This is a genomic window from Streptomyces sp. NPDC004667 (assembly GCF_040609475.1).
GTDB lineage: Bacteria > Actinomycetota > Actinomycetes > Streptomycetales > Streptomycetaceae > Streptomyces.
In genome coordinates this window covers 59,500-79,490 of record NZ_JBEXKC010000035.1, presented here as the reverse complement: position 1 = coordinate 79,490, position 19,991 = coordinate 59,500, and the positions used below count along the sequence as shown (strand labels likewise).

The following is a 19,991-nucleotide window of genomic DNA, read 5'->3' as shown; positions in this document are numbered from 1 at the left end:
CGCCGCGCAGGTCGGGTCGGCGTGCAGGCCGTGCCCGCCGGCGCCGCCCTCGTCGGGGCAGGCGCAGGGACCGGCCGGGACGTGGTCGCCGGCGGGGACGTGGTCGCCGGCCGTCCGGTGGGCGGCCGGGGCCGCCGCGGGCGTGGTGTGCCCGGAGGCCGGTGTCAGCGGCCCGGGGCCCAGGCCGTGCATGGCGACGATCCCGGTGAGCAGGGCGAACAGCAGGAGCAGGCGCGCGGGCAGCCCGTGCCGCCCGTCCCGTCGCCCCGCCCGCGTGCTCATGCCCGCATCGTAGGCGACCGGCCGGAGATACTCCAAAGGGGTAGGGGGTATGCGGCGCGCCCTTCGGGTGTCAGGCCGGTGTGGCGCGGACGAGGACCAGGGAGCCCTCGTAGGCCGGGAGGCGGCGCAGGTGGCCGTGGCGCTCGTCCCAGGCCCCGGAGTCCAGGTCGCGGCGCAGGGATGCGGTGAACCGCCGGCGCACCCCGTCGTCGACGAAGCTCCATGCGGAACAGGCCTGGCGGGCGGCCGGGTCGAGGAGCATCTCGGGGCGGCCGTAGTACGCCTCGTTGAAACCGTCGGTGCAGTCCAGCGGAATCGGAACGGATTCCACGATCCCCGTGCCGCCAAGGGCGGCGGCCATGTCCTCGATCGGCGGGTAGCGGCGCGCCTCGGTGTCCAGTACCTCGGGCGCGTAGGAGTACAGCCAGAAGTCGCGCACCAGCTTCGGGTCGCAGGTCAGGATGACCACCGGGCCGCGCGTCACGCGCCGCATCTCGCGCAGGCCGGCCCGTACGTCCGTCCACTGGTGCACGCTGAAGAGGGTCATCGCGCCGTCGAACTCCCCGTCCGCGAACGGCAGGTCCTCCGCCACGGCGTCGACCGCCCGGGACAGTCCGGCCGGGCGCTGGGCGCGCATCGCACGGGAGGGCTCGACGGCGGTGACCGCGGGGGCGGCTCCCTCGTACGATCCGGAGCCGGCGCCCACGTTGATCACCGTACGGGCGTCCCCCAGGGCATCGGCGATGCGCCGGGCGATCCGGGGGTCCGGGCGCCGGTGGCCCGAGTAACCGCGGCCGATGCGGCCGTAGTCGACGTCTCCGGCGCTGCCGTCCGCCCGGCGCTCGTTCATGGGGTCCACCTCGCTCGCTGCAGGAGTCGAAGGAGCGGCGCGTCGCCGGCCCGCCCTGCCTGCCCATATCGTGCATCTGCCAAGTCAAATTCGGCAATGGGCTGGCAACTGCTTGGCTGAATAGCCGGATGAGGTTGTATTTGTTTGGGTGTTGTTCCGGTTCAGGGTGAGGTGGCGTGGCCTTTCGGCCGCTTCGGGGGCTTCGGTCCGATCGGGCGCCCCCCGTGGAGTTCCAGCGGGCCCGAGCCCCGGGTCCTTGCCTTCAGGCAGGCCTTGATCTGACGGCGCAGCAGCGGTTTGACCAGGCCTCGCAGTTCGTCGCGGCGCGCCGTGCGCCAGCGCAGCAGCTCGGACGGCTGGAGTCGGATCCGGGCGAGGATGTCCGGGTCGAGGACCCCGCCGTCGTAGAGGAAGCGGATCCGGGCCGGGAAGCCGGGCCGGTGGGACCAGTTGACGGCGAGGAGGCGGCCCGGGTCCAGTTCCAGGCCGATCTCCTCGCGGACCTCGCGCGCGGCCGCGGCCCGGGGGGTCTCGCCGAGGTCGCTGTCCACGCCGCCCCCGGGCAGCAGCCAGCGGCCCGGTTCGCCGTAGCCGGGCTGTACGAGCAGGACCGCCCCGGCCCGATCGGTGAACAGCACGTTCGCGGCGGTGACGGCCTTGGGCCGGGCGGCGCGGTGGCCGGCCTCGTCGTAGCCGCCCGCGTGTTCCAGGGCGGCGCGGGCGGCCGGGTCGAGGCCGGCGGGGGAACCGGGCTGGGGGACGCCGCCGGCCAGGTGGGCCAGGGAACCCGAGCGCAGCGCGGCGACGGCGGCGCGCAGCCGGGGGGCGATCCGGTCGGGGAGCCGCTCGGCGGCCTCCTCCGGGGTGAGCCAGTGGGCCTCGGTGATCTCCCCGTCGGCGAAGGAGATCCCCGCGATCCGGGCCGGGTCGAGCGGCCCGACCAGGTGGACGTGGACCACGAGCGAGCGGTGGCCCGGCGCGCCGGGCGGGCAGGAGTCCACCGCGAGCAGCCGGCCGACGGGGACGGACAGGCCGAGCCCCTCCCTCAGCTCGCGGGCGAGCCCCTCCTCCGGGGTCTCGGTGTCCGCCACCGTGCCGCCGGGCAGTTCCGGGCCGTCCCCGTCGGACGTGGTCAGGACCAGCACCCGGCCCTGGAGGTCCAGCACGATCCCGGTCGCGGCGACGAGGGGGCCCGACGGGCCGGCGAGGTGGGCGCGCACCGATGCGGAGGAAGGGGACGTGGCGGGGGCCGGGGGCGGGGACGGGGACGGCGTGGCGGGGTCGGAGGAGGGGCGGTCGGGCACGGCGGCGGCTCCTGGAGGCGGCGGCGGGCCGGGTGCGGGCAGCACCCGGCCGTCAGGCATCAGTACCACGACCGCCGGGGCGTACCGGGCGGGGCCGCCCCCGCTCTGCCGGGTCTGCCGGGCGGCTCCGCCCCGAGGTCAGGCCGGCAAAGCCCCCGGGTCAGGCCCGGCGGAGCCGTCGGTCAGGCCCGGGCCAGCAGCATGCCGCCCATCGTCACCATGGTGGCGGCCACCAGGCCGTCCAGTACCCGCCAGGCCCCCGGCCGGGCGAGCAGACCGCTCAGCAGCCGGGCGCCGTAGCCGAGCGCGCCGAACCAGATCAGGCTGGCGAGCGCGGCCCCGATGCCGAACGCCCAGCGCAGGTCGCCCCGGTCCGCGGCCAGCGACCCGACCAGCAGGACGGTGTCCAGGTACACGTGCGGGTTGAGCCAGGTCATCGCCAGGCAGGTCAGTACCGCCGTACGGGCGGAGCCGGCGGCGGCGCCCTGCGCGCTGAGGGCCGCGCCCGCGGAGGGGCGCAGCACCCGGCGCGCCGCGAGGATCCCGTAGCAGACGAGGAAGGTGCCCCCGGCGATCGCGACGGCGGTCAGGGCGGCAGGCCAGGCGGTGACGAACGCGCCGACCCCGGCCACCCCGAGGGTGATGAGCAGCGCGTCGGAGACGGCGCAGATGGCGACCACGGCGAGCACGGCGTGCCGACGGGCCCCCTGGCGCAGGACGAACGCGTTCTGGGCGCCGATGGCGACGATGAGGGAGAGGCCGGTGCCGAAACCGGCCAGGGCCGCTGTGGTGATGCCGTTGTTCATGGAACCGACCGTAGGCACGGCGTGGGGCTGCGTACAGCTAAAGATTTTTACGTACCATTAGCGCCCGTGATGGACGAGCTCCCCCTCGAACAGGTGCGGACCCTGCTCGCGGTCGTCGACGAGGGCACCTTCGACGCCGCGGCCTCCGCCCTGCACGTGACCCCCTCCGCCGTCAGCCAGCGGGTGAAGTCCCTGGAGCAGCGCACCGGGCGGGTGCTGCTGATGCGGACCAAGCCGGTGCGGCCGACCGAGTCGGGGGAGGTGGTGATCCGCTTCGCCCGGCAGCTGGCCCGCCTGGAGCGCGACGCGCGGGCCGAGCTGGGGATGGGTGCCGCCGACGGACTCGGCCCGGTGCGGCTGCCGATGGCGGTGAACGCGGACTCCCTCGCCACCTGGTTCCTGCCCGCGCTCACCCGGGTGCCGCAGGACCCGCCGGTCTGCTTCGAGCTGTACCGCGAGGACGAGGGCCATACGACGGCGCTGCTGCGCGAGGGCCAGGTGATGGCGGCCGTCACCTCCTCGCCGGACCCGGTCGCGGGCTGCACGGTGCGGGCGCTGGGCCTCGCGCGGTACCTGGCGGTGGCCAGCCCCGGCTTCGCCGCCCGGTACCTGACGGGAGCGCCGGCGCGGGACCTGTGCGAGGCCCCGCTGATCGTGTTCGACCGGCGGGACGAACTCCAGGACGCCTTCGTGCGGGGGCTGACGGCCGGTGCCGCGGGTGCCTCCCGGGCCCGGCACCACGTGCCGACCTCGGAGGGTTTCCGGGACGCGGTGGCCGCCGGGCTCGGGTGGGGGCTGGTGCCGCAGACGCAGGCGGATCCCCTGATCCGTTCCGGGCGGCTGCTGGAGCTGGCCCCCGAGCGTCCGCTGGACGTACCGCTGTACTGGCAGCAGTGGAAGCTGGACTCGCCCGCGCTGGCCCTCGTCGCGCGGGTGGTCGCCGAGAGCGCGCAGGAGGCCCTGCGGCCGGTGTGAGCGGGCGGACCGGTTCCGCGGTGGCAGACTGGCCGCTGATCCGCCGAAGGGGAGTACGTCCTTGTCCATGTTCAGCAACCTGCGCCGGGCCGTTCGACGCGGCTACCGGCGGGCCGTCGACCTCAGCCACCCCGCCCGCTCCCCGCTCGGCAGCGCCGTCGTCAACTGCCTCGTCTACCGCGAGGGCATCCGCCAGGAGGACTGCGCCGAGGTGGAGGAGGCGCTGCGCCGGGTCCGCAAGACGGGCGACGGCTTCGTCTGGATCGGCCTGCACGAGCCGTCCCAGGCGGAACTCGCCGGACTCGCGGAACTGTTCGGGCTGCACCCGCTCGCCGTCGAGGACGCCGTCAACGCCCACCAGCGCCCCAAGGTGGAGCGCTACGACGACACCCTCTTCGCCGTCTTCAAGACCGTGCGCTACGTCGAGCACGAGGAACTGACGGCGACCAGCGAGGTCGTCGAGACCGGCGAGCTGATGGCCTTCGTCGGCGGGGACTTCGTGATCACCATCCGGCACGGCGGCCGCGGCACCCTCGGCCCCGTCCGGGAGTCCCTGGAGGCGCAGCCGGAGCAGCTGGCCAAGGGCCCGGCGGCGGTGCTGCACGCCATCGCGGACCACGTCGTCGACGACTACGTGGCCGTCACCGACGCCGTGCAGAACGACATGGACGCCGTCGAGACGGCCGTGTTCAGCGAGCACGGAGCGCGCGGCGACGCGGGCCGGATCTACCAGCTCAAGCGCGAACTCCTCGAGCTGCGCAGGGCGGTGGCGCCGCTCGGCCGACCGCTCCAGCACCTCGCCACGGAGCCGATACCGGTCATCCCGGCCGAGGCCCGCGCCTACTTCCGCGACGTCTGCGACCACCTGCTGCGCGCCACCGAGCAGATCAACGCCTACGACGGCCTCCTCGACTCCGTCCTGCAGGCGCACCTCGCGCAGGTGACGGTCGCCCAGAACGAGGACATGCGCAAGATCACCGCCTGGGCGGCGATCGTCGCCGTCCCGACCATGGTCTGCGGGGTCTACGGCATGAACTTCGACAACATGCCCGAACTGCACTGGACCTACGGCTACCCGATCGTGGTCGCCGTGATGGCGGCCGCCTGCTTCGTCATCCACCGCGGGTTCCGGCGCAACGGCTGGCTCTGACCGGGCGCGCACCCGCGGACCGCGTGGCCGGTGTCACAGGGGTGTCCTAGCCTCGGGGCGAACGGCTCCCACCACCACGCGGAAGGCGGGCACGATGGCCTCGCTGTCACACAAGATCACCCCGTTCCTGATGTTCGAGGGCAGGGCGGAAGAGGCGATGACCCTCTACACCTCGCTGTTCGAGGACTCCGGGATCCTCGACATCACCCGATACGGGGCCGACGGACCCGGCGAGGAGGGCACGGTGGTGAAGGCCACCTTCTCGCTCGCCGGCCAGCGCCTCATGTGCATCGACAGCCACGTCAAGCACGCCTTCGGCTTCACCCCCGCCGTGTCGCTCTTCGTGGAGTGCGGGAGCGTCGCCGAGATCGACCGCCTCTACGGGGCCCTCGCCGAAGGGGGCGAGGAGCTGATGCCCCTGGACTCGTACGGCTTCAGCCCCCGGTTCGGCTGGCTCAACGACCGCTTCGGCGTCTCCTGGCAGCTGAACCTGCCCGCGGATCCGGCCGCCGCCCCGGGAACCTGAGCCGCCGCCCCGGGAACCCGATCAGGGGCGCCGGGCCCAGGAGCCCGATCAGGGGCGCCGGGCCCGGGCCAGGAAGTGGTCCGGGGCGTCCTCGTACTCCGCGAGACGCCAGCCCGTCGCCTCCAGGGCCGGGCGGAGGTTGGGCTCGGCCAGGGGGTCGTCGGGGCTGACCGGGCGGCCGTGGCGGGCGGCGCGTTCGGCCCGGCCCGAAGGGTGGAACAGCAGCAGCTCCCCGCCGGGCGCGGACACCCGGGCCCACTCGGCGAGCGCGGTGCGCGGCTTCGGCAGGTGGTCCAGCAGGCCGGCGGCGAAAATGCCGTGCACCGCCCCGGCGGCCAGCGGGAGCCGCGCGCAGTCGGCGACCAGCAGCAGGCGCCCCGGGCCGGTCCGGCCCTCGCGGGCGGCCGCCGTGAGCATGGCGGGCGTGAGGTCGACGCCGAGGACCGTGCCCGAGGGGCCGACCAGCCCGCGCAGCGCGGGCAGCGCACGGCCGCTGCCGCAGCCGAGGTCGAGCGCGGTCTGGCCCGCCGCGAGGCCCATCCGGGACACGGCCGCCTCGTAGGCCGGGGTCTGGTGGGCGAAGCGCTCCTCCCAGGCGTCGGCGCGCGGGGTGAAGAAGGCCCGGGTGGCGGTGTGCTCGGCCCGCCCGGCCACCAGCGCCGCGAACCGCCCGATCAACCCACCGGCCCCGTCGCCCTCCGGCGGGGCCGCGAGCCCCCACGCGCTGCCGCCGACCCGGAACGCCGGGGCCGGTGCGGGGCGGCCGTCAGCCCCGTCCGGACCCTCCTCCCCGGCTCCTCGCGGGCCGCCTCCCGCACTTCCCCGCGGGGCTCCGTCGCCGCCGCCGAGCAGCGGATCGGCGGCTTCCGGGGCCCGGGGTGCGGGCGTCGGTGATCCGTCCGCCGCGCGGGCCAGCAGCTCCGCCCCGCCCCCGAGGGCCAGCACCGGCACCTCCGCGGCCAGCGCCTCCCGCAGCAGGGGGAGTGCCTCCGGGGTGTCCCCGGTCAGCACCAGGCCCTCGATGCCCTTGAGCCCGGCCGGGAGCGGATCCCCCGACCACGGGTCACAGCGCCGGATCTCCGGACCCGACGGCGCACCGGTGTCCAGGGCGGGGGCGAGCGGGTCGGGGGCGGGCGCGGGTGCGTGGCGGATCACGACGAGGGCCATCGGCGCCTCCTGCTGTCGGTGCGGGCGGGCCGGGGGCCCGGGTGGCGGGGCGTACATGAGAGCTTCTGCGGCCGATCGGGGCCGCATGTGCGCAAGGATGCCCCGTACCCGCCCGCATGTGCCAGAGTCCCGCCCGCCCCGCGCGCCGTGGCCCGCCCCCCCCGCGGTGGCCCGCCCCGCGCCGGGCGGGCGGCCGTCAGCGGGGGAGGGGGAGGAGCATCAGCGGGGGGCTGGTCGGGGCGGGGGAGCCGCCCGCGGGTTCCAGGGTCAGGCCGACTGCCGTCGCGCGGCCCAGGGGAGCCGTCAGGACGGTCGCGCCGTCGCCGCCCATGAGCCCCGCCGGCCGCATCGTGCCCCCGTCGGCCAGCCACAGCTGGTAGGTCCGCCCCTCCGGGGCCGCCGGCAGCCCGGAGCCGAGGAAGGCCGCCCGGTCCCGGGACGGGGACGCCACCACCGTCGCCGTGGCGCCGGACGCCGACCGCCTGATCACCGTACGGGCGTCCGGCGCGGCCAGTACCGCCGTCAGGTCCTGGAGCGCCTCCGCCGACTGGCGGGCCCGCTGGTGTTCCCACACCGCGGTCCCGCCCAGGGCCAGCACCCCGGTGAGGCAGGCGGCGAGCGCCAGCGGCAGCGCGCGCCGGCGCAGGGTGGCGATGCCCCGGCGGGCCGGCGACAGCTGCCGGACCCCGTCGATGCCCCCCAGGACCGCCGCCCGCATCCCCGGCGGGGCGGGCAGCGCCACGCCCGCGCCGAGCCGGGCGGCCGTCGCCGCGAACTCCCGCACGTCCTGCGCGCATTGCGGGCACCGTTCCAAGTGCCGTTCGAACGCGTCCCGTTCGCCCCGGTCCAGCGCGTTCAGGGCGTAGGCCCCGGAGAGCGCGTGCAGCTGCTCGGCGCCGGTTCTCGTGCGGCTCATGCCGTGACCCCCATGCAGTCGCGCAGCCGGATCAGCCCGTCGCGCAGCCGTGTCTTGACCGTGGGCAGCGGGGTGTGGAGGGTCTCGGCGACCTCCCGGTACGTCAGCCCCCCGTAATAGGCCAGGCTGACGGCCTGGCGCTGGAGTTCGGTCAGCCCGCGCACGCAGCGGCGCACCTGTTCCCCCTCCAGCCGGATCTCCACCTGCTCGCTCACCTCGTCGTAGGGGCGGGCGTGTTCGCGCGCCGCCGTGTCCTGTTCGCGGGCGGTCGCGGCCTGTGCCGAGCGGACCCGGTCCACCGCGCGCCGGTGCGCGATGGTCAGCACCCAGGTCATGACGGTGCCCTTGTCGGGGCGGTAGCGCGGGGCCTGTCGCCAGACCTCGATCAGCACCTCCTGGGTGACCTCCTCGGACTGCGCCCGGTCCCGCAGGACCTTGACGACGATCCCGTGGACGGGGCCCGCGATCACGTCGTAGAGCGCGGCGAAGGCGTCCTGATCGCCGCGGGCGACGTGCTCCATGATTCCGGGGAGGTCGGGGGCGGACCGTTCCTGCGGTGCGCCGAAGGGGATCGGCCGCCTCACGCGCGCCCCCTCCGGCCGTGACCTGCGGGGCGGCGTCGCGTACGGGTCATGGCGGTCCTCCGGGGCGGTGGCGGCGTCGGTCATGGAGGACTTCGGAGCCGCCGCCCGAGCGGATTGGTCTCCTCCGGACTTCTTTCCCGGGGGGTGTCGGCAACCCCGGATGTCTGGTAGGAAAGTTTCCTAATGGAGCCGGGACAGGCTCAACCACCGTACGGAGGCCCTGTGTTCACTCCCCGCCGCAAGACCATGACGATCGGCGCTCTGCTCGGCGCCGCGCTCCTCGCCGCGCCCGTCGCCGCACACGCCACCGCCGCACCGGCGGCGGCACCGGCGGCGGCCCCCGCCGCCGCGGCGGCGACCGGGCTCGACGACCCGGCGAAGAAGGACATCGCCATGCAGATCGTCTCCAGCGCGGAGAACTCCTCGCTGGACTGGAAGGCGCAGTACAAGTACATCGAGGACATACGCGACGGGCGCGGCTACACCGCCGGCATCATCGGCTTCTGTTCCGGCACCGGCGACATGCTCGACCTCGTCGAGTACTACACGCAGGTCAAGCCCGGCAACGTGCTCGCCAAGTACCTGCCCGCCCTGCGCAAGGTCAACGGCGGCGACTCGCACGCCGGCCTCGACCCCAACTTCACCAAGGACTGGGCCAAGGCCGCCGCCGACAGCGAGTTCAAGAAGGCGCAGGACCACGAGCGCGACCGCGTCTACTTCAACCCCGCGGTCGGCCAGGGCAAGAGCGACGGCGTCGGCACCCTCGGCCAGTTCATCTACTACGACGCCATCGTCATGCACGGCGACGGCAGCGACTCCACCAGCTTCCGCAACATCCGCAAGCGGGCCCTGACCAAGGCCAAGCCCCCGGCCCAGGGCGGCAACGAGACCACCTGGCTGAACGCCTTCCTCGACGCCCGCGTCTGGGCGATGAAGCAGGAGGAGGCGCACAGCGACACCAGCCGCGTCGACACCGCGCAGCGGGTCTTCCTGAAGAAGGGCAACCTGAACCTCAACACCCCGCTGGACTGGAAGGTCTACGGGGACTCCTTCCACATCGGCTGACCACCGCCCACCCGCCCGCTCCGCGGCCCGGGACGAGACCCCTCTCCGTCCCGGGCCCCGGAGCGCCGGCGCAGCGCCCAGCCGGCCAGCACCGCCGCGCCCGCCAGCCCGTACGCCACCTCCACGGTCGCCGCGCCCAACGGCACCCGGCCCACGTACACCACCGCCCCGGCGACCGCCACCCCCAGCCACTCGGCCCGGCCGTCCAGCGCCACCAGGGCCACCAGCAGCAGCGCGTACCAGGAGTACCCCGGGGTCATCAGCAGGAAGGCCGTCCCCGTCACCAGCAGGGCCCCGCTCCACGGCCGTTCGGGATCCCCGCGCCACCAGACGTACGCCACCACCGCGAGCATCCCGGCCACCACCGCCGGGACCGCCCACGCGTCCGGCAGCACCAGCCGCAGCAGCGCGTACCGGCCGCCCGCGCCCGGATCCCCGTAGCCCTCCTCCTCGGCGTAGCCGCCCAGGTAGCCGAAGACCGACGAGCGCGACCACAGCACGTACGGCAGGTACGCCAGCCCCACCACCGCCGCCGCCGGCAGCAGCAGCACCGCCGCGTCCCGCCACCGCCGTACGCCGGCCAGCGCGCCCGGCAGCAGGACCGCGGGCAGCAGCTTCGCCGCCACAGCCAGGCCGAACAGGGCCCCGCCCAGGGCCCGTCGGCGCACCACCACCCCCAGCGCGGCCACCGACAGCAGCACGGCGAGCCCGTCCACGTGCGCGTTGTTCACCGCCTCCACCGCCACCGCCGGACACCACGCCCACCAGGCCGCCGTACGGGGGTCCGCGCCCCGGCGCCGCAGGATCAGCAGCAGTGCCACGGTCACCGCGAACGCCGTCAGGGCCCCGCCGACCTGGAGCGCCTTGTGGCGCACGCCGGGCGGGGAGAGGAAGTGCACCAGGGCGAAGTACCCCTCCGCGACGGGCGGGTAGATGGTGTGCACGGCGGGCCGGTTGATCCGGGTGCAGACCCCCGGCTCGACGATGACCCGGGCGGGTCCGGCGCAGGCGGAGGGGGTGTGGGGGAAGAGCCAGCCGTCGCGCAGGGGCCGCAGCGCCGGATCCGCGGGGGCGCGGTCGTACGGGGAGGTCCCGGCGGCCTGGACCCGGCCGTCCCAGGCGTAGCGGAAGGAATCGGTACTGGTCAGCGGCGGCGCGGCGAGCCCCGCCCCGGCCACCGCCAGCGCCCCGGCCAGCACCAGGGGGACCACGCGGCGGGCCGGCACCCGGCGCAGCGACCACACGGCCGCCCCGAACAGGGCCCAGGCGGCGGCGTACCAGGGGAGGAGCCCGGCCGGGTCGGTGAAGTACGCGTCGTAGTCGTAGCGGACCGCGGCGACGAGCACGCCGGTCAGCGCGGTGAGCAGCAGCGCGGTCACGGCGACCGGGATGCGGGCGGCGGCGCGGGGGCGGGGGCCCGGACGGGGGCGGAGGCGGGGGTGGTCCATGGTCGCCAGCCTGGCAGCGCGGGCCGCCGCAAGGCCCCTGACCGGGCCGGACGTCCGCGTTTCGTAAGGTGCCGAACGGCCCGTGCCGGGCCCCCGGGACGGTGTGATGGGGAGCATGACTTCCGACCCCCCACCGCCCTGTGACCCGTCGCCCACGGACGGCCCCGCGAACGCCCGCGCGCACGACTTCGCCGACGACCCCGGACCGGAGCCGCCCGCGCAGGGGGCGTTCGGCCGGGCGAAGGCGGCCCTGGCGGTCGTGCGCCCGCCCGGTTCCTCCGGCCGCCTGCACGACGCCCGCACCGCCACCGCCGTCGGCCGCCCGCTCGCCGCCGCCTTCGCCGTCTGCTTCGTGACCGGTCTGATCAGCCACTACCTCCAGCACCCGCCCGCCTGGGCCGCCGACTCCCTCCCCACCCGGCCCGCCTGGGGCTACCGGCTCACCCAGGGCCTGCACATCGCTTCCGGGCTCGCCGCGATCGTGCTGCTCCTCGTCAAGCTGTGGACCGTCTACCCCCGGCTCTTCGAGTGGCCGCCCGTGCGCGGCGTACGGCACGCCCTGGAGCGGCTGTCGGTGGCCGTCCTGGTCGCGACCGCCGTACTGGAGGTCGCCTCCGGACTCCTCAACATCGTGCAGTGGTACCCCTGGCCGTTCGGCTTCGTCGAGACGCACTTCGCCCTCGGCTGGGTCGTGACCGGGTCCATCCTGCTGCACATCGCCGTCAAGGCCCCCGAGATCAGGGACCACTGGACCGCGCGCTCGCCCGGCACCCGCCTGTTGCCCGCCGCGGACGGGCCGGACCGGCGTTCGCTGCTCCTCGGTACGGCCGCCGCCGTCGGCGCGGTCACGGTGACCACCGCCGGCCAGTCCTTCACCCCGCTGGCCTTCCTCGACCTGCTGGGACCCCGGCACCCCGGCCACGGGCCCCAGGGCCTGCCCGTCAACCGGACGGCCGCCGCGGCCGGGATCGGGCCCGACCGGCTGCGCGACTGGCGGCTGGAGGTGCGCGGCCCCCGCCCGTACACGCTGACGCTCCCCCAACTGCGCGCCCTGCCACAGGTGCGGGCCGACCTGCCGATCGCCTGTGTGGAGGGCTGGAGCGCCCAGGCGGCCTGGAGCGGGGTACGGATCCGCGACCTGCTCGCCCGCGCGGGGGCACCGCCGGGCGCCGGGCTGCGCGTCACCTCGATGGAGACCGGCGGCGCCTACCGCGTCATGGAGATGGGACGGGACCACGCCGAGGACCCGCTCACCCTGCTCGCGCTGGAACTCAACGGGCAGGTGCTGTCTCCCGACCACGGCTACCCGGCGCGGATCATCGCGCCCAACCGGCCCGGGGTGCTGCAGACCAAGTGGGTCACCCTGCTGGAGGTGCTGTGAAGGCCTTCCGTTGCGTTCTGGGCGCGCTCGGGCTGCTCCTGATCGCGGTCGGGGGCCGGCTGGTGGCCGACCTGCCCGACCCGATGGACGTGCTCGTCTGGCTCGGCGGCTCGCTCGTCCTGCACGACGGGGTCATCGCCCCGCTCGTACTGGCCGCCGGACTGCTCCTCGCCGCGGCGCCCGCGCGGGGACCCGTACGCGGTGGGCTGATCACCGGCAGCGTGCTGGTGCTCGTCACGCTGCCCGCGCTCCTGCGGCCGGGGGTCCCGGCCAACCCGACGGCCCTGCCGCTGCCGTACGGGAGGAACCTGCTGATCGTGCTGGGCGCGGTGGCGGCGGTCACCGTCGTCGCCGCCGTCGTGACCGCCCCGCGCCGACGGGCCCGCGGCCGCCCGGACACCGGAACACGGACCGGTGGCGGGCCGGGAGGGGCCGGACGCCGGCAGGCGGAAAATCGGGGGCGGCGGCGGGGACCCGGTGCCTAGGCTCGGCCCATGCCGACCGAGCCGACGCAGCACACGCAGCAGCCGCAGCCGCAGCCGATCGAACCGGGCACCGAGCTCCCGCGGGTCAGGGCCTTCCTGACCGCCTTCGCACGCCGTCAGGCGGCGCGGACCGTCGAGTTCCCGGGCGGGTTCGCCGCCCTCGACGACGCCTTCGCCCGCACCTGGTCCGCCAACCAGATCGTGGTCGAGCGGGCCGTCGACCCCGGGGCGCTGCCCGCACGGGCCGAGGAACTCCTGGGTCACCTGGGGCACCGGATGGTCTCCGTCTTCGACGACGTCACCGCGGCGGCCTGCGGGCCGTGGCTGACCCGGGCCGGGTACACGCACTCGTCCTACCTCGTCATGCTGCACACCGGGTCCGTCCCGGACGGTGCGCACGCCCGGGAGGTGGAACTCGACGCGCTGCGGGCCCCGCTGACCCGGCGTTGGCGGGGCTTCCTGCCGGAGGCCGGGGAGGAGACCGTCCGTGCCCTCGTCGACCAGCGCGGTGCCCGTCGCCGCGGCGCCGAGTCCGTACGGTTCATAGGCTCCCGCACCGGCGAGGGCGAGATCGCCTCCTGGGCCGACCTCTACGCCGACCCGCGGACGGGCACGGCCCAGATCGAGGACCTGGTCACCGCCGAGGCCCACCTCGGCCGCGGGCACGCCGGAGCGGTCCTGGACACGGCCCTGCGCCGGGCCGCCGACGCGGGGTGCGGCATCCGCTTCCTGATCGCCGACACCCAGGACTGGCCGCGCACGTGGTACGCCAGGCGCGGCTTCACGTCGATCGGCCACACGCACGTCTTCGAACGGGTCTGAGCGGCCGGGCAAGATCCGGAAGGGACGGCCTAGGGGAGGACGGCGTCGACCTCCACCTCGACCAGCCAGGCGGGGTCGATGAAGCGGGACACCTCGACGAAGGTGGTCACCGGCCGGACCGAGGCGAACCGCTCCCCGTGCGCCCGCGCCGCCTCCCGCCACGTCGTGACGTCCGTGAGCATGACGCGCGTGCGGACGACGTCCTCCAGCGAGGCCCCGGCGGCCTCCAGCGCCCGTTCGGCGATCTCCAGGCAGCGCACGGTCTGGGCGTGGACGTCACCCGGTCCGACGGTGGCGCCGTCGTCCCCGATGGGGGCGGTGCCGGCGACCGCCACGTACGGGCCGACGCGCACCGCCCGGGAGAAGCCGATCTCGGGCTCCAGGGGCGAGCCCGAGCCGACGTTGTGTCGTGTACTGGTCATGACGTCATCCTGCCGGACGGTCTCGCGGGCCGGTGTCGCCGCCCGGTGCCTCCGGGTCGGGTCCGGTCACCACCAGGTTGCCGTCCGGGGTGCGCCGCGCGCGAACGCCGGTGCGGAAGCGGCCGTCGGCGGTGAAGGCGCGGGCGTTCTCGTGGGGCGCCCGGTAGTAGCCCCGCACGGTGTACGGGCCCCGGACGAGGAGTTCGCCGGGCTCCCCGTCGGGCACGTCCTCGCCGTCGGCGCCGACCAGGCGGATCTCGTCGTCGGGCGAGAGCGGGCGGCCCTGCGTGGTGAGCACGGTCTCGTCGGGATCGTCGGGCCGGGTCAGGACCAGCAGCCCCTCGGGCATGCCGAGGACCTGCTGCGGGCGAGCGCCCCAGGCGGAGCCGATCCGTTCGGCGGTCTCCCGCTCCGGGGGCGCGCCGCCGACCTGCACCAGGCGCAGACTGCTCGTGTCGCAACGGGCCGGGCCGGGTGCGTCGAGCCAGAGCCGGACGGTGGCGGGCGACAGCGACGTGACGGTGACCCGCTCCCGTTCGACGACCGGGAGGCACGTGGCGGGCCCCGGGTCCTCGACCAGGACGACCGTGCCGCCGACGGAGAGCGTCCCGACGACCCCGGGGCAGCCGAAGGCGAAGTCGGCCCCGGCGGGCAGGGCGGCCAGGTACACGTCGTCCGAGGTCAGCGACACCAGCTCGGCGGCGGCCCGCGCCTGGTAGACGTAGTCGTCGTGGGTGCGCGGAACGAGTCCGGGCGTCGCGCGGCTGCCGCCGGAGAGGAACATGAGGGCCACCCGGTCCGCGCCCCGCGCGAGCGCCGGGCCGGGCGGGGCGTCGACGGAGCCCAGCGGGACGTAGTGGCAGCCCACCGGGTCGGTCGTGAAACCGCCGCCGTACGGGGCGGGGGAGTCCGGCGTTTCGAGGGTGAAGACCCGCCGCAGGAAGGGTTCTCGGGCCGCGATCCCCTCGGCCATCGCCCTGTGGTCCAAACCCCGGTAGGCCGACGGGGCGACGTAGCCGACTGCCTCGGTGAGCCGGACGAGGCGCGAGACCCCGTCCGCGGGGTACGGGACCGGACAGAACACGGGGACCACGCCGGCGCGCATCAGCGCGAACGCCGTGACGACGAACTCGGGAACGTTCGGCAGCTGGACGACGACCCGTTGGCCGGGCCGCAGGCCGAGCAGCCGGATTCCGGCCGCCATGCGGTCCACGCGCCGGTTCAGCTGCGCGTACGTGAGGCGGGTGTCGCCGTGCACGAGCGCGGTGCGCGGTCCGTACTGCCGGGCCCAGTCGCGCAGCAGGTTGTCCAGCGTGTTGCCACGCCAGTGCCCGGCCGCCCAATAGCGGTCGACGAACTCCTCGGGCCAGGGCGTGTGGCCGTCGGGCACGGTGGTCATGCGCTTCCCCCCGGTCGACGCCGGGCAGCGGTCCCGCCGTCTCGATCCGGTCGATCCAATCCGCCGGTACCTCCGCGCGCAATGCGCGGTCCGGACCATGGCCGCCGGACGCCATCGGCGGAAAGTCCAACGCACGCCGCCGAACAGGAGGAACGGCCCGGGATCCGGCTGGCCCGGCGCGGACGCGGCCCGGCCCGGCGCGATCGCCCGCGGACCCGGACCGCGGGCGGCCGCGCCGGCGCCGGCGCGGACACGGCGCCGGTCGGTACCGGTCGGCACCGGACCGTTCAGCCGCGTACGGTTCAGCGGCCCACCGCCCGCTCCGACCGGCGGTCCGAGGGCCGCGGAAGCGTCCTCCCGGGGCGCCGCAGCTCCACGAACACGCGGCCGGCGACCGTCCAGTGGTCCGTGCGGACCCACCCCTGCGCCCCGGCGAGCGCGGTCAGCGCGGCGGCACCGACGCGGGCCCAGGTGAAGGGCGTGCCCAGCGCGCCGCGGCCGTCCGCGACCCGGACCTCGCAGCGCTCGTCCACCTCCACCTCCTCGCACTCCACGATCAGCGACCCCGAGGCGGCGAGGACCTCGGCCATCCGTCCCAGCAGGGCCGCCGGGTCGCCGCCGATGCCGATGTTCCCGTCGATCAGCAGGGCCGTGCCCCAACGCCCCTCGCCCGGCAGGGAGTCGAAGACCGACCGGCGCAGGGCGCTGCCGCCCGCGCGGGCCGTACGGGCCACCGCCTCCGGGCTCACGTCGATGCCCAGCGCCCGGTGGCCCCGGGCGGCCAGGGCCGCCACCAGCCGCCCGGGGCCGCAGCCGATGTCGAGCACCGTCCCGCGGCAGCGCCCCAGCACGGTCCGGTCCGCGTCGTCGGGGGCCTCGCACCAGCGCTCCACCTCCAGCGGCAACAGCCAGCCGTCCCCGCGCCGCAGGAACAGGGGACCCCGGCCGCTGCGCAGCGCGAGGGAGTACGGGTCGTCGGCCGTCCAGGCCGCGGCGGCGGTCACCCCCGCACCGCCGGCGCCCCGCCGGGCAGGGCGGCCAGCCGGGCCGCGAACGCCCCCGCCGGAGCCGAAGCCGCCACCAGCCGGGCGTCCTCGGCCGTGTCCACGTCCCGCAGCAGCGGGAGCCGGCCGGTCCGCAGCCCGGCCGCCCGCAGTCGCGCGTACTGGACGGCGCCCGTCCGCGCCACCGACATCGGCACCCCGCGCAGCAGCGCGGGGTCGGGCTCGGCGAGGCCCAGGGCCCAGAAGCCGCCGTCCACGGCGGGCCCGAACCAGGCGTCGTACCCGTCCCAGTCGACGGTCAGCAGCGCGGGCGTGACCTGCGGGGTGTCCATGCCGATCAGCAGCGCGGGCCCGGAGCAGGCCCCGAAGGCCGCCGCGAGACGCTCGTCCAGGGTCCCCGCCGACTGCGGGAGCACCTCGAAGCCGGACGGCAGCCAGGGACCGGGCCGCCCGTCGAGCACGAGGACCCTCCGCGCGGCGGGCGTCGCGGCGACGGCGGCCAGGGTGTCGGCCAGCGAGGCCTCGGCCAGGGCGGCCGCCTCGGCCGGGGTGAACGGCGGGGTGAGCCGGGTCTTGACCCGGCCCGGCAGGGGTTCCTTCGCGATCACCAGCAGGGTCGTCTTCACCGGGTCCCCCCGGCGGAGGCGCGGTCAGGGGCGGCGGACGCGGCGGGTTCCGCCAGTACCCGGCTCATGTCGCGGACGGCCTGCCAGGTGCCCCGCCAGGTGCCGGTCACCTTCGACTTCCCGGCGCGCGGCAGGTACGGCACGTCCACCTCCCGTACCCGCCAGCCCGCGTCCGCGGCCCGCACCACCATCTGCAGCGGGTACCCCGAGCGACGGTCCGACAGTTCCAGGCCCAGCAGGCCGGCCCGCCGGGCCGCGCGCAGCGGACCCAGGTCGCGCAGCGGCAGCCCGGTCCGGCGGCGCAGCAGCCGGGCCAGCACCAGGTTCCCCACCCGGGCGTGCGCGGGCCAGTCGCGCAGGCCCCGGGGCCTGCGCCGCCCCAGCACCAGGTCCGCCTCGCCGGCGGCCACGGCGGCCACGAAGCCCGTCAGCAGCCCGGGGTCCAGGGAGGCGTCGCAGTCGCAGAAGCACACGACCTCCGCCCGCGCGGCGAGCAGCCCCGCGTGGCAGGCGGCGCCGAACCCGCGCCGGGACTCGGTCACCACCGTGGCGCCCAGGGAGCGGGCGATCTCCGCCGAGCCGTCGGTGGACCCGTTGTCCACGACCAGGGCCCGCCAGCCGGGAGGAATGCGGGCGAGCACCCAGGGCAGGGCCTCGGCCTCGTTCAGACAGGGCAGGACGACATCAACACTCACGGTCACGGTCACGTTCTCACCGTAGGAACGCCGGGCCCCGAACGGGGTTCCGCGCTCCTTACGAAACGCGGACGTCACCCCCGGAGGGCCCGGGCGGGGGTCCGGTGGCGGGCGGCGGATGGGAGGCTGTGGGCATGAACAGCATGGAAGAGGCGCCCGCGCGCGAGACGGCACCCCCGCGCGAAACGGCGCCCGCGCGGATCCTCGTCGTCGACGACGACCCGACCGTCTCCGAGGTCGTCGCCGGATACCTGCGCGGGGCCGGGTTCGACGTGGAGGAGGCGGGCGACGGCCCCGCCGCCCTCGAAGCCGCCGGACGGGCCCGCCCGGACCTGGTCGTCCTCGACCTGATGCTGCCCGGGATCGACGGGCTGGAGGTCTGCCGGCGGCTGCGCGCGGGCGGACCCGTACCCGTGATCATGCTGACCGCGCGGGGCGACGAGGACGACCGGATCACCGGCCTGGAGGTCGGTGCGGACGACTACGTCACCAAGCCGTTCAGCCCGCGCGAGCTGGTCCTGAGGGTCACCTCCGTCCTGCGGCGCAGCCGGGCCGCGGCCGCCGCCGCCGTGCCCGCGCCGCTGACCGGTGCCGGGCTCTCGCTCGACCCCGCGACGCACCGGGCCACCCGCGACGGAGCGGAACTCGCCCTCACCCTGCGGGAGTTCGACCTCCTCGCGCACTTCCTGCGGCATCCCGGGCGGGCGCACGGGCGGGAGGAACTGATGCGCGAGGTGTGGGGCTGGGACTTCGGGGACCTGTCGACGGTGACCGTGCACGTACGCAGACTGCGCGCCAAGATCGAGCGGGATCCGGGCAGCCCGAGGCTGATCCAGACGGTGTGGGGCGTCGGCTACCGCTTCGAGCCCGGCGGGGCGGTGGCGGCGTGAAGGACGTGCTGCTCATCGCGCTGTTCGCGCTCGGCGGGGCCGCGTGCGCGGGGGTGCTGGGGGCGGGGGTGCTGCGCCTCGTGCGGCGCCGCTCGGTCGCCGTCTCCCTCGCGGTGATCGCCGGGGTGACGGTCACCGCCATGCTGGCCGGGACGCTGGCCGTCGCCGAGGCCATGTTCCTGTCCCCGCACGACCTCGGCGTGGTCACCCTGGTGGTGGCGATGGCGGCGGTGGTCTCGCTGGCCACCGCGCTGCTGCTGGGCCGGTGGGTGGTGGCGCGGAGCCGGGAACTCTCCCTGGCCGCACGGGACTTCGGTGACGGCGGCCGGTTCGCCGCGCCGCCCGGACAGACCACCGCCGAACTGGACGCGCTGTCCCGGGAACTCGCGGCGACCAGCGACCGGCTGGCCGCCTCGCGCGAGCGGGAGCGGGCGCTGGAGGCCTCGCGGCGGGAGCTGGTCGCCTGGATCTCGCACGACCTGCGGACCCCGCTGGCCGGGCTGCGGGCGATGTCGGAGGCGCTGGAGGACGGGATGGCCGCCGATCCCGGCCGCTACCACCGGCAGATCCGCACCGAGGTGGAGCGGCTCAACACGATGGTCGGGGACCTGTTCGAACTGTCGCGCATCCACGCGGGGGCGCTGGCCCTGAGCCCGAGCCGGATGTCGCTGTACGACCTCGTCGCGGAGGCGCTGTCCGGGGTCGACCCGCTGGCGCGGGAGCACGGGGTCCGGCTGGTGGGGGAGGAGGTGGAGCGGGTGCCGGTGGAGGTCGACGCCAAGGAGATGTCCCGGGTCCTGGCGAACCTGCTGGTCAACGCGATCCGGCACACGCCGGCCGACGGCACCGTCGCCATCGCCGCCGATACCGGGGCGGACGACGGGGTCGTGGTGCTGTCGGTGACCGACGGCTGCGGCGGGATCCCGGCGGAGGACCTGCCGAGGGTGTTCGACACGGGCTGGCGGGGCGCGGCGGCCCGTACGCCGGTGCCCGCGGCGGGGGCGGTCGCGGGGGCCGCGGCCGGGCGCCCGGCGGGGGCCGGGGCGGGGCTGGGGCTGGCGATCGTACGGGGCATCGTGGAGGCCCACGCCGGCCGTACCGCCGTCCACAACGTGCCCGGCGGCTGCCGCTTCGAGGTGACGCTGCCGGTGGGCTCCGCGGCGTCGTGACCGGGCCCCGCGCCGACGGGGCCCG

Annotated in this window: 22 protein-coding genes; 9 read left to right on the top strand and 13 right to left on the bottom strand. The window is 75.9% G+C overall.

What is annotated here, in order from left to right; all coding sequences use genetic code 11:
* The 4 genes from ABZW32_RS20730 to ABZW32_RS20715 all read right to left on the bottom strand — a co-directional run.
* Positions 1-282 (bottom strand): DUF6153 family protein (locus ABZW32_RS20730; protein ID WP_356217860.1); only part of this gene is annotated, 282 nt, incomplete at its 3' end.
* Between the two features lie 70 nt (positions 283-352).
* A complete protein-coding gene (locus tag ABZW32_RS20725; protein ID WP_356217858.1) occupies positions 353-1,132 on the bottom strand; it encodes a class I SAM-dependent methyltransferase in 780 nt (259 codons plus the stop codon).
* A 161-nt stretch (positions 1,133-1,293) separates the two neighbouring features.
* Positions 1,294-2,436, bottom strand: a complete 1,143-nt coding sequence (locus ABZW32_RS20720) for an NUDIX hydrolase (RefSeq protein WP_356217857.1) — start codon at positions 2,434-2,436, stop codon at positions 1,294-1,296.
* Positions 2,437-2,618: 182 nt separating this feature from the next.
* Positions 2,619-3,242 carry a LysE/ArgO family amino acid transporter gene (locus ABZW32_RS20715; RefSeq protein WP_356217855.1) on the bottom strand — a complete coding sequence of 208 codons (624 nt, stop codon included), beginning with the start codon at positions 3,240-3,242 and terminating at the stop codon, positions 2,619-2,621.
* A 69-nt stretch (positions 3,243-3,311) separates the two neighbouring features.
* Here ABZW32_RS20715 and ABZW32_RS20710 point away from each other — a divergent pair, with 69 nt between their 5' ends.
* The 3 genes from ABZW32_RS20710 to ABZW32_RS20700 all read left to right on the top strand — a co-directional run bounded on the left by ABZW32_RS20710 (position 3,312) and on the right by ABZW32_RS20700 (position 5,893).
* Positions 3,312-4,217 (top strand): LysR family transcriptional regulator ArgP, encoded by a 906-nt coding sequence (locus tag ABZW32_RS20710; RefSeq protein WP_356217853.1) that lies wholly within the window; start codon positions 3,312-3,314, stop codon positions 4,215-4,217.
* A 67-nt stretch (positions 4,218-4,284) separates the two neighbouring features.
* A complete protein-coding gene (corA, locus tag ABZW32_RS20705) occupies positions 4,285-5,367 on the top strand; it encodes a magnesium/cobalt transporter CorA (RefSeq protein ID WP_356217869.1) in 1,083 nt (360 codons plus the stop codon).
* 94 nt (positions 5,368-5,461) lie between these two features.
* Entirely contained in the window at positions 5,462-5,893 is a 432-nt protein-coding gene (locus ABZW32_RS20700; protein WP_356217851.1) for a VOC family protein, read from the top strand.
* Between the two features lie 48 nt (positions 5,894-5,941).
* Here the strand turns inward: ABZW32_RS20700 and ABZW32_RS20695 are convergent, their stop codons facing one another.
* The 3 genes from ABZW32_RS20695 to sigK all read right to left on the bottom strand — a co-directional run bounded on the left by ABZW32_RS20695 (position 5,942) and on the right by sigK (position 8,497).
* Complete coding sequence (locus tag ABZW32_RS20695; RefSeq protein WP_356217850.1) at positions 5,942-7,060, bottom strand: methyltransferase domain-containing protein; 1,119 nt, start codon at positions 7,058-7,060, stop codon at positions 5,942-5,944.
* A 196-nt stretch (positions 7,061-7,256) separates the two neighbouring features.
* Positions 7,257-7,976, bottom strand: coding sequence for an anti-sigma factor (locus ABZW32_RS20690; RefSeq protein ID WP_356217848.1), 720 nt, complete (start codon positions 7,974-7,976; stop codon positions 7,257-7,259).
* Positions 7,973-8,497, bottom strand: coding sequence for an ECF RNA polymerase sigma factor SigK (sigK, locus tag ABZW32_RS20685; RefSeq protein ID WP_266844171.1), 525 nt, complete (start codon positions 8,495-8,497; stop codon positions 7,973-7,975). The genes ABZW32_RS20690 and sigK overlap by 4 nt, the downstream gene beginning before the upstream one ends.
* Before the next feature lie 309 nt (positions 8,498-8,806).
* On the opposite strand from sigK, the gene ABZW32_RS20680 reads away from it, so the two are divergent.
* Positions 8,807-9,625: a chitosanase gene (locus ABZW32_RS20680; protein ID WP_356217867.1), complete on the top strand. Its 819-nt coding sequence runs from the start codon at positions 8,807-8,809 to the stop codon at positions 9,623-9,625.
* On the opposite strand, the gene ABZW32_RS20675 is transcribed toward ABZW32_RS20680, so the two are convergent.
* The gene (locus tag ABZW32_RS20675) at positions 9,598-11,073 is read right to left on the bottom strand and encodes a glycosyltransferase family 87 protein (RefSeq protein ID WP_356217846.1); all 1,476 of its coding nucleotides are present in this window, start codon (positions 11,071-11,073) and stop codon (positions 9,598-9,600) included. The genes ABZW32_RS20680 and ABZW32_RS20675 overlap by 28 nt on opposite strands.
* Before the next feature lie 115 nt (positions 11,074-11,188).
* Here ABZW32_RS20675 and ABZW32_RS20670 point away from each other — a divergent pair, with 115 nt between their 5' ends.
* Genes ABZW32_RS20670 through ABZW32_RS20660 form a run of 3 tightly spaced genes read left to right on the top strand, consistent with a single transcriptional unit; the run spans position 11,189 to position 13,761 of the window.
* Positions 11,189-12,454 carry a molybdopterin-dependent oxidoreductase gene (locus ABZW32_RS20670; RefSeq protein ID WP_356217844.1) on the top strand — a complete coding sequence of 422 codons (1,266 nt, stop codon included), beginning with the start codon at positions 11,189-11,191 and terminating at the stop codon, positions 12,452-12,454.
* Positions 12,451-12,939 (top strand): hypothetical protein, encoded by a 489-nt coding sequence (locus tag ABZW32_RS20665; RefSeq protein ID WP_356217842.1) that lies wholly within the window; start codon positions 12,451-12,453, stop codon positions 12,937-12,939. Before ABZW32_RS20670 ends, ABZW32_RS20665 begins: the two co-directional genes overlap by 4 nt.
* 9 nt (positions 12,940-12,948) lie before the next feature.
* Positions 12,949-13,761 (top strand): GNAT family N-acetyltransferase, encoded by an 813-nt coding sequence (locus tag ABZW32_RS20660; protein ID WP_356217841.1) that lies wholly within the window; start codon positions 12,949-12,951, stop codon positions 13,759-13,761.
* 29 nt (positions 13,762-13,790) lie between these two features.
* On the opposite strand, the gene ABZW32_RS20655 is transcribed toward ABZW32_RS20660, so the two are convergent.
* The 5 genes from ABZW32_RS20655 to ABZW32_RS20635 all read right to left on the bottom strand — a co-directional run bounded on the left by ABZW32_RS20655 (position 13,791) and on the right by ABZW32_RS20635 (position 17,919).
* Positions 13,791-14,183, bottom strand: a complete 393-nt coding sequence (locus ABZW32_RS20655; RefSeq protein WP_356217839.1) for a RidA family protein — start codon at positions 14,181-14,183, stop codon at positions 13,791-13,793.
* A gap of 4 nt (positions 14,184-14,187) precedes the next feature.
* Entirely contained in the window at positions 14,188-15,582 is a 1,395-nt protein-coding gene (locus tag ABZW32_RS20650) for an AMP-binding protein (RefSeq protein WP_356217837.1), read from the bottom strand.
* Positions 15,583-15,884: 302 nt separating this feature from the next.
* Positions 15,885-16,586 (bottom strand): methyltransferase domain-containing protein, encoded by a 702-nt coding sequence (locus ABZW32_RS20645; protein ID WP_356217835.1) that lies wholly within the window; start codon positions 16,584-16,586, stop codon positions 15,885-15,887.
* Complete coding sequence (locus tag ABZW32_RS20640) at positions 16,583-17,212, bottom strand: DUF2064 domain-containing protein (RefSeq protein ID WP_356217834.1); 630 nt, start codon at positions 17,210-17,212, stop codon at positions 16,583-16,585. The genes ABZW32_RS20645 and ABZW32_RS20640 overlap by 4 nt, the downstream gene beginning before the upstream one ends.
* Positions 17,209-17,919, bottom strand: coding sequence for a glycosyltransferase family 2 protein (locus ABZW32_RS20635; RefSeq protein WP_356217833.1), 711 nt, complete (start codon positions 17,917-17,919; stop codon positions 17,209-17,211). The genes ABZW32_RS20640 and ABZW32_RS20635 overlap by 4 nt, the downstream gene beginning before the upstream one ends.
* A gap of 131 nt (positions 17,920-18,050) precedes the next feature.
* Between ABZW32_RS20635 and ABZW32_RS20630 the strand changes: the two genes are divergently transcribed.
* Both ABZW32_RS20630 and ABZW32_RS20625 read left to right on the top strand, forming a co-directional pair.
* Complete coding sequence (locus ABZW32_RS20630) at positions 18,051-18,797, top strand: response regulator transcription factor (RefSeq protein WP_356217865.1); 747 nt, start codon at positions 18,051-18,053, stop codon at positions 18,795-18,797.
* Positions 18,794-19,966: a HAMP domain-containing sensor histidine kinase gene (locus ABZW32_RS20625; protein WP_356217831.1), complete on the top strand. Its 1,173-nt coding sequence runs from the start codon at positions 18,794-18,796 to the stop codon at positions 19,964-19,966. Before ABZW32_RS20630 ends, ABZW32_RS20625 begins: the two co-directional genes overlap by 4 nt.
* Positions 19,967-19,991 lie beyond the last annotated feature (25 nt).

Excerpts from the sequence above, each read along its gene's own strand:
- ABZW32_RS20725 (WP_356217858.1), bottom strand. The coding sequence starts at position 1,132 with ATGAACGAGCGCCGGGCGGACGGCAGCGCCGGAGACGTCGACTACGGC.
- ABZW32_RS20715 (WP_356217855.1), bottom strand. The coding sequence starts at position 3,242 with ATGAACAACGGCATCACCACAGCGGCCCTGGCCGGTTTCGGCACCGGC.
- ABZW32_RS20710 (WP_356217853.1), top strand. The coding sequence starts at position 3,312 with ATGGACGAGCTCCCCCTCGAACAGGTGCGGACCCTGCTCGCGGTCGTC.
- corA (WP_356217869.1), top strand. The coding sequence starts at position 4,285 with ATGTTCAGCAACCTGCGCCGGGCCGTTCGACGCGGCTACCGGCGGGCC.
- ABZW32_RS20700 (WP_356217851.1), top strand. The coding sequence starts at position 5,462 with ATGGCCTCGCTGTCACACAAGATCACCCCGTTCCTGATGTTCGAGGGC.
- ABZW32_RS20695 (WP_356217850.1), bottom strand. The coding sequence starts at position 7,060 with ATGGCCCTCGTCGTGATCCGCCACGCACCCGCGCCCGCCCCCGACCCG.
- ABZW32_RS20690 (WP_356217848.1), bottom strand. The coding sequence starts at position 7,976 with ATGAGCCGCACGAGAACCGGCGCCGAGCAGCTGCACGCGCTCTCCGGG.
- sigK (WP_266844171.1), bottom strand. The coding sequence starts at position 8,497 with ATGGAGCACGTCGCCCGCGGCGATCAGGACGCCTTCGCCGCGCTCTAC.
- ABZW32_RS20680 (WP_356217867.1), top strand. The coding sequence starts at position 8,807 with ATGACGATCGGCGCTCTGCTCGGCGCCGCGCTCCTCGCCGCGCCCGTC.
- ABZW32_RS20675 (WP_356217846.1), bottom strand. The coding sequence starts at position 11,073 with ATGGACCACCCCCGCCTCCGCCCCCGTCCGGGCCCCCGCCCCCGCGCC.
- ABZW32_RS20670 (WP_356217844.1), top strand. The coding sequence starts at position 11,189 with ATGACTTCCGACCCCCCACCGCCCTGTGACCCGTCGCCCACGGACGGC.
- ABZW32_RS20660 (WP_356217841.1), top strand. The coding sequence starts at position 12,949 with ATGCCGACCGAGCCGACGCAGCACACGCAGCAGCCGCAGCCGCAGCCG.
- ABZW32_RS20655 (WP_356217839.1), bottom strand. The coding sequence starts at position 14,183 with ATGACCAGTACACGACACAACGTCGGCTCGGGCTCGCCCCTGGAGCCC.
- ABZW32_RS20650 (WP_356217837.1), bottom strand. The coding sequence starts at position 15,582 with ATGACCACCGTGCCCGACGGCCACACGCCCTGGCCCGAGGAGTTCGTC.
- ABZW32_RS20630 (WP_356217865.1), top strand. The coding sequence starts at position 18,051 with ATGGAAGAGGCGCCCGCGCGCGAGACGGCACCCCCGCGCGAAACGGCG.